Below are 6,652 nucleotides of genomic sequence, written 5' to 3' on the forward strand. Positions count from 1 at the left end.
GAGTTCGCCGTCGCTTTGTCCGATCTGGACGTCGCTGATGATCGCGTTCACCATATGCGGTTGTCCGCGGTCGGTCACGAGCCGGATCGATACCGGAATGCCGAGCAACACGCCGGGCGGCAGGTCGTGGCGGGTCGACACGCAGGTCAGACTCCCGCGAATCCCGGACATCAAGCCTTCCTGAACGCTCGCGTGCTGCAGCGCCAGCAGATGGCCGACCGCGGCCTGCGCGGCGCCGAAGTGCAACGCGACCGGACGTTTATTCCAGTCGACCGCCCCCGACGCGAAACCCCGTAGCGTATCGTTCAAATTGGTCACGGAAGACTCTCAGGTTTCTGCTTGGATTCGAATTGGAGGAGCATTGATTCGTGATGTGATTGAGGCGCTCCTCACGGCGCGTTAATTTTATCAAGGCTGAGACAAATGGCGGCCAAATTAACGAAGATTTACCATCGCGCTGACAGCGGATGGTTCTACAACATGGAGTTGACCTGTCAGAGTTAACAGGTCGATTCGGGAAATTGGTCCGCTGAGCATTGGCCGCAGCGTCCCTTGCGTCGAAATGGACCTCGAGAGCGGAGAAATCTCCGTCTACTGGTTCGAATTTTCATGTGTCTTTCAATGAGCGCGCGTGCGGAGTGCTCGATTGCTGATCAAGCAAATCGATCGACAAGAAATTCGTCGCGCGGCAGGCCAGCCATCCACTTTGGGCATCGGCCTCGACCGCTCCACGTTTCGCCCGTCATCGGGTTCCGATATTTCGGCGGAAGTGGGCCACGCCGCTTGTCTGGCGAGCGAAGGCGAGTCCATTGCGGAAAGATCTGGTCTGGCCGAATTTCGTACTTCAAGACAGCCCCTCGAATCTCCGAAAGTACCGCGGAGATTTCACGCTCTCTAGCTACTTCGGCTTCCTTATTGAGTGCATCGAGTTGAGCTTTCAGTTCTTCGTAAGTTGCCACAATTTCTCTCCAATAGAATTACGTTTAGACGCACGCATCCGAGCGCCGTGCGACGTCAGGGGCGGGTGTTGTGTGCCAGGCATGCGACAACACGGTGTGAATAAAAAGGCGATCGTCGATACCGACGATCGCAAAACCGCCTGCTCCGAGGCAGATCGGAGGGCAGCAGGCGGTGGCCTAAACGAGTCGGACGGTCAGGTGTCGCCCGAGCATCAGATGGAAGTGCAACGAATCTTGTTCGACTGGGCAACCGAATTCTCGGCCGGACACCGACCGGAGCGAGGCGTTAGACGACGTCCGCACATCGAGCAGTCGGAAGCATTCGTGCGTTCCGATGGAGATATATTGATCGCGCGCAACTGGCGCGTGCACTGTGGATTCGAGTGCCACGATCTTGATCGCGTCGCGGTGAATGCAAACGTTGCGACAGCGAAACGACAGGTGTGCCGATGTTCCCGTAGAATACGGTCAGCCATGGTGGTCTCTCAATGTGTGCACCTAGGTTAGGCGTCAGGCAATGTTCGCAGCATCGCCTGGCGCCGCTTCGCTTCAAATCACTTTTGGGGAAGCCGTGATCGTCACCGCAGCTTATCGATTCCCCTTCAGCTTCAACCAGACCTTGTTGCGCAACTGAATCGCGGCCGGCGAGCACAACTTGTACGGCCGGAGCCGTGCCTTGTACTGCTCCGGCGTCTTGACTGCTGGGTTGTTCAGCAACGCTGCATCAACGTAGCGATCGGAGCCGATGATCTCGTTGTTGTACCGAACCGCATTCGTCACCAACGCGATGTTCTCCGGTTGCATCATCCAATTGAGGAACTTGTAGGCGGAATCGACATTGCGGGCTTTCGCGGGGATGAGCAGGCTGTCCATGAACAGCCGAACGCCCTCCTTCGGATAGACGAACTTGATGCTCGGGAGGCGTTCCTGCGCACGCACTGCGGCGCCGTTCCAGACATGTTGAACGGTGATTTGACGGGACGCGAGGCGATCGACTGTGCCGTCGTTGCTATACGTTTTCACGAAGGGCTTCTGCTTTTGCAGGACGTCAAGTACCCGCTTTGCATCAGCCGGATTTTCGGTGCACTCATCTTGGCCCAGATACCAGCTCGCGGCCATGTACAACTCCTCTTCGACGTCTAAATCGCCGATCTGGCCGCGCAGCGCCTCAGGTGGTTCAAAGAGAGATTTCCAACTATCGTCGAGCCTCCCGCCAGGCACGCGCGCGCTGTCATAGGCGAAGCCAGTCAGTACGACCGTAAACGGGATCGCGTAGTTGCGATCGGAATCAAAGCTCGGATGGCGGTATTCCGGCTTGATGTTTGCCATGTTCGGCAACCTGTTCTTATCGAGCTTGAGCAGCAGGCCGGACCTTACCAACACGGGGACGTAATAGTCGCCGGCGATCACGACGTCGTACCCGCCGCCACCGGCCTGCAACTTCTGCGTTAGCGCTGCATCGCTCGCGTAAGTGTCAAGCGTCGTCTCGACTCCCGTCTCCGCCTGAAACTTCTTCAATAGCGCGACAGGCATAATCACGGGCCAGCTACCGACGTGGAGCTCTGCCGCCGTCGTGGTTCCAACGACAGCGAGCAGCATTGCCCCGATAATTTTCTTCATACGGCTCTCATTGTTTGAATGTTTGAATGGTACGTGTCAACACGGGTGCCGATGGATCTGCCGGCGCGGCGCGCCCCGAGCGCCCAAACCGTCAGCAACTGAATGGACGAAAGGGCAACAACCGAGACGGAAACCGCGCTGACCTTCGGCGATATCCCGATCTTCAGGGAACTGAAGATGTACATCGGCAAGGTGCTCATCCCGGCGCCCGCCAGAAAGTAGCTCGTGACGTAGTCGTTCATAGAGGCGACGAACGAGAGGAGCGCGCCTGCGACGATACCGGGCAGGACCAACGGCAACGTAATTTGACGGAATGCAGCCCATGGTGGAGCCGATAAATCAGCGGCTGCCTCGAGCAACGTGCGGTCAATCGTCTTCAACCGCGCATTGATCGGCAGATACGCGAGCGGGACACAAAACACCACGTGACCAAACAGAAGGGCGACAAAGCCAACGTCAAGCGCGAACATCGAGAAGAGCATCATCGTTGCAATCGCGAGCACCACCTCGGGAATCGCCAGCGGCAGCGCGATAACGACCGTACGCAGATCGACTGCTCGTCGCTCCCTGCGCGACCACGCCGCGACGGCGGCGCTTGTTGCCAGTCCGGTAGAAAGCACCATCGATCCCAGAGCGAGGACCAGCGAATTTTGCACTGCACGAATCAGCGTAGGATCGGCCCAGGCCTCGATGTAGCCCCGTGTGCCCCACCCTTCCCACATGAGCGCAGAAGGTCCATCGTTGAAACTCATCCAACCGACGACCAACAATGGCAGGTAGAGGAACAGCAATACGGTAATCGCGATTCCCGCCGCCAATGGAAACCGGCGCAACTCATGCGAATTCATGGCCGAGCTCCCGATGCTGGAGGATCGACTTCAGGCGCAGTACGAGCATCGCCAGAAGCACGGAGGCGAGTAGCGCAAAAGACATCGCTGCCCCGAGGGGCCAATCACGACCGCCGGCAAACTGAAAATCGATCAGATTGCCGACCATGAACGCATGATTGCCACCGAGCAAGCCCGGAATGGCGTACGCCCCAAGCGCGGGGACGAAAACTAGTCCAATGCCCGCCATGACGCCCGGCCAGCAGACAGGCACGATCACCTGCAACAGGGCTGACATTCGGTGAGCGCCGAGGTCATACGCCGCCTCGACCAGCCGCCAGTCGAAATCGTCGAGTGCGGCAAAGATCGGCAAAATCATGAACGGAGTGAACGCGTAGACGAGACCGATTAGCGTTGCGAGATCGGTGTACAAAAGACCGAGCGGACCTCGAAGCAGCCCCATAAAGCTCAAGGTTTGTGCCACTAGCCCGTTGTCGGCCATGACGATAATCCATCCAGTCATTTGCACAACAACGCAAGTCCAGAACGGGATCGTCACCAGCACTAGCAGCGCGGCTTTCCACTTCGACGTGCGCGTCGCAATAAACAGCGCGGTTGGGAATCCAAGGAGCAAGCATCCTGTTGTCGCGGATATCGCCATCATCATCGATCGAATGAAGATGCTGATATAGCCTTGTTGAAGCACGAGAGACCCATCCCAATCACGATCGAAGATCACCCGTTGATACGCTCGAAGCGTGAACTCGCCCCATGCCACCCCACCAAACTCCAGTGGCGCGTTGATTGATGAAACGGCTAGCACCGCCAGTGGGAGAACGACGCCCAAAATCATGACGAGCAGCAGAGGGTCAAAAATCAATCGCTCCACTTGCCCTGATCTGCGTAGATTTAGTGTGGGTATTCTAAACACCACCAATTACCTCGAATCGGTTAGCTCGTGCGGACGAGAGTCTTGCAAATTGGTCGCCATATTCTATAGAACGGATCGGTGCCCATCGCGTCAATCTGTTATCTCCAAGCGCCAAAATTGTTACCGCAGTTCATCGCCGACGCTAATTGATTGACCTGTTTTGATTATCGCAACGCTCAGGCTGCGATTATTGCGCGCAATATGAGAATGTCGGCGTGGTAGCGGATTTAATGATTCTCATCACTATGAGCAACTGCCTGGTGACGAGGTTCATATATGGAGCGGTGAGCGGCACCATTATGGTGGTTCTTGCGTGATCGGAAGCCGCGAAGTGCGATCGCTTGCGTACGATGCATAGCGAGGAAGCGAAGTCTGGCGAAAATCGAGATGATGATCCGAAATGTGTAACAATCGTACCACGCACGCGCGCTCGATGAGCAGACATCGGGCGTTTCACGATGCAAAATAGAGAGAAGATAACGAATATGATTACGGCCGAGCGTTTAGAATACCGCCCTATGAAAGAGGGTGACATCGGTGCATTTTACGACGTCCGCTTCTCGGTAACCGAGAATAGGATCCACCCACATCAGATCCATTTGCTCAACCGCAGCCTTTTGATCGAGAAGATTCGCCAGGGTGGCGGCTGGATCTGCGAATGCGACGGCGAGGCGGCCGGAGTATGCCTGCCGGTCATGACCGATACGCCGTTCATTTCTGCTCTGTTTGTTAGACCGACCTTTCACAGTATGGGTGTTGGGCGCGAGTTGCTCGAGCGCGCCGTGAAATGGCTGAGAGACAATGGAGTGGACCGGGTCACGTTGGTGACAGATCCAGGCTCGCGTGCCGACGGCTTTTATCAGCATCTCGGATGGGAGCGTGGTGAGTTGGACGAATACGGCTGCCAGGTCACCTTTTCAAAGTCGCTGAGAGAATAAGCTATCCGAGGATGTTGGATGAGGCCAGTAGCCATGGCGGTCAATCGCACCGCGGCGCAGCGTCCTGCGCCGCTTCATACTATTTTCATTACGCTTGAGGTAATGAAGCGTATTGGATTGTCCAGAGAGACTCTGCTGGACGGGACTGGTATTTCACCCTCCGACGTCGAGCGTCCCAACGCGATGGTGACGCATGCTCAGGAGATGGTCTTATTTGCCAATGCGCTGAAAGCCACTGGGAATTCCGCAATCGGCCTTCATATCGGTAACGAGATACCGGTGACGGCGTATGGGCTTCGGGCTCACGCAATGCTTGTTAGCCCCACGCTTGGTGACGCGATGCGCCTCGCGTTTGAACACCCATTGCTAGGGATTAGCTATTTTCGGATGAAGTTATTGGTCGATGGCGAAGTTGCTCGAATTATTGTCGGTGGCTACACATATCGACACGATTTACTTGTTATTAACACAGACATGTGCTTTACGGCAATCCGCAGGCAGATTATTGATTTGACAGGAATGTCACCGAATTTCACGCGCATCGGATTTACTTTTTCAAGGCCTTCTCACGCGGATAGCTACTCTGAGTATTTTTCATGCCCTGCAATATTTGAATCTGAAGTAAACTTCCTGGAATTTGATGCTTCAATCTTACGGACGAAATTACCCCTTGCTCATCCCATTGAATATGAGGTGGCAAAAAAAGCCTGCGAAAAACGGGAGTTTGAATTGGCCCATTGGATGCCGACCGACCTCGTGGGGCAACTGCTTTGCCTGATGTATGAAAATCCGATCTGTCAAGATGTTGTCGAGTTCGCCGATCGGCTTGGTATGTCATTGCGCAGTTTGCAGCGCAAGCTTAAAGATATGGGGACGTCATTTAGTGCTTTGCAAGACATTGTGGGCCAAGATATCGCTTCGAAATACCTCGCTGAACGGCACTATACCGCCAAAGAAATAGCGGCTCGACTTGGATACAAAAATGCTTCTGCGTTTAGCCGCGCGATGAGGCGTTGGTCACAGGTTACTATCGACTGATTCCGATTTGCTGGGGCCTATTCGAGGGCAAGCATCGTACCGCGGCAACGCGCACTGCCGCAGTGACAAGCATATTCTTGGCGAACTTTCTCCGAGTTCGATCCGACGACCTCCAAGCCGTAGTCGAGCGAAAGTTCGTCACCCGGTGCGATATCCCGGATCACCTCAATGAAGATGCGATTCTTCGACTCGACGGCATGGCAGTTCGGCTCACACGCGTGGTTGAGCCAACGTGCGCTGTTGCCCTCAATGCTGCCGTCGAGTAAGCGCCTCGCGAAGGCCGTCCGCAATCCGGCGCGCACGTGAGGCATGATTGGTTATCGAGCGCTCGTGTTGGCC

The 6,652-nt window shown here is 55.7% G+C and carries 7 protein-coding genes and 1 pseudogene; 2 read left to right on the forward strand and 6 right to left on the reverse strand.

Annotation, left to right across the window (positions count from 1 at the left end; translation table 11 throughout):
* The 5 genes and pseudogenes from WS91_RS11545 to WS91_RS11560 all read right to left on the reverse strand — a co-directional run.
* Positions 1–318: pseudogene (locus tag WS91_RS11545) on the reverse strand (phage late control D family protein); the annotation flags it as partial.
* 335 nt (positions 319–653) lie between these two features.
* Entirely contained in the window at positions 654–959 is a 306-nt protein-coding gene (locus WS91_RS32910; RefSeq protein ID WP_060822419.1) for an H-NS histone family protein, read from the reverse strand.
* Positions 960–1,547: 588 nt separating this feature from the next.
* Positions 1,548–2,579 (reverse strand): extracellular solute-binding protein, encoded by a 1,032-nt coding sequence (locus WS91_RS11550; RefSeq protein ID WP_059575741.1) that lies wholly within the window; start codon positions 2,577–2,579, stop codon positions 1,548–1,550.
* Positions 2,576–3,427 carry an ABC transporter permease gene (locus WS91_RS11555; RefSeq protein ID WP_059575743.1) on the reverse strand — a complete coding sequence of 284 codons (852 nt, stop codon included), beginning with the start codon at positions 3,425–3,427 and terminating at the stop codon, positions 2,576–2,578. The genes WS91_RS11550 and WS91_RS11555 overlap by 4 nt, the downstream gene beginning before the upstream one ends.
* Positions 3,414–4,259 (reverse strand): ABC transporter permease, encoded by an 846-nt coding sequence (locus WS91_RS11560; RefSeq protein WP_197419431.1) that lies wholly within the window; start codon positions 4,257–4,259, stop codon positions 3,414–3,416. The genes WS91_RS11555 and WS91_RS11560 overlap by 14 nt, the downstream gene beginning before the upstream one ends.
* A gap of 563 nt (positions 4,260–4,822) precedes the next feature.
* Between WS91_RS11560 and WS91_RS11565 the strand changes: the two genes are divergently transcribed.
* Both WS91_RS11565 and WS91_RS32920 read left to right on the forward strand, forming a co-directional pair.
* A complete protein-coding gene (locus WS91_RS11565; RefSeq protein ID WP_059575746.1) occupies positions 4,823–5,275 on the forward strand; it encodes a GNAT family N-acetyltransferase in 453 nt (150 codons plus the stop codon).
* An 18-nt stretch (positions 5,276–5,293) separates the two neighbouring features.
* Positions 5,294–6,313 (forward strand): AraC family transcriptional regulator, encoded by a 1,020-nt coding sequence (locus WS91_RS32920; RefSeq protein ID WP_082758167.1) that lies wholly within the window; start codon positions 5,294–5,296, stop codon positions 6,311–6,313.
* 17 nt (positions 6,314–6,330) lie between these two features.
* On the opposite strand, the gene WS91_RS32925 is transcribed toward WS91_RS32920, so the two are convergent.
* On the reverse strand, positions 6,331–6,624 hold the full coding sequence (locus tag WS91_RS32925) for an SET domain-containing protein (protein ID WP_082758168.1): 294 nt from the start codon (positions 6,622–6,624) through the stop codon (positions 6,331–6,333).
* Between the last annotated feature and the right edge of the window lie 28 nt (positions 6,625–6,652).

The sequence above is a fragment of the Burkholderia sp. MSMB1498 genome (assembly GCF_001526245.1).
GTDB lineage: Bacteria > Pseudomonadota > Gammaproteobacteria > Burkholderiales > Burkholderiaceae > Burkholderia > Burkholderia savannae.

Coding starts and splice junctions, on each gene's coding strand:
- WS91_RS11550 (WP_059575741.1), bottom strand. CDS start 2,579: ATGAAGAAAATTATCGGGGCAATGCTGCTCGCTGTCGTTGGAACCACG.
- WS91_RS11555 (WP_059575743.1), bottom strand. CDS start 3,427: ATGAATTCGCATGAGTTGCGCCGGTTTCCATTGGCGGCGGGAATCGCG.
- WS91_RS32920 (WP_082758167.1), top strand. CDS start 5,294: ATGAGGCCAGTAGCCATGGCGGTCAATCGCACCGCGGCGCAGCGTCCT.
- WS91_RS11565 (WP_059575746.1), top strand. CDS start 4,823: ATGATTACGGCCGAGCGTTTAGAATACCGCCCTATGAAAGAGGGTGAC.
- WS91_RS11560 (WP_197419431.1), bottom strand. CDS start 4,259: ATGATTTTGGGCGTCGTTCTCCCACTGGCGGTGCTAGCCGTTTCATCA.
- WS91_RS32925 (WP_082758168.1), bottom strand. CDS start 6,624: ATGCCTCACGTGCGCGCCGGATTGCGGACGGCCTTCGCGAGGCGCTTA.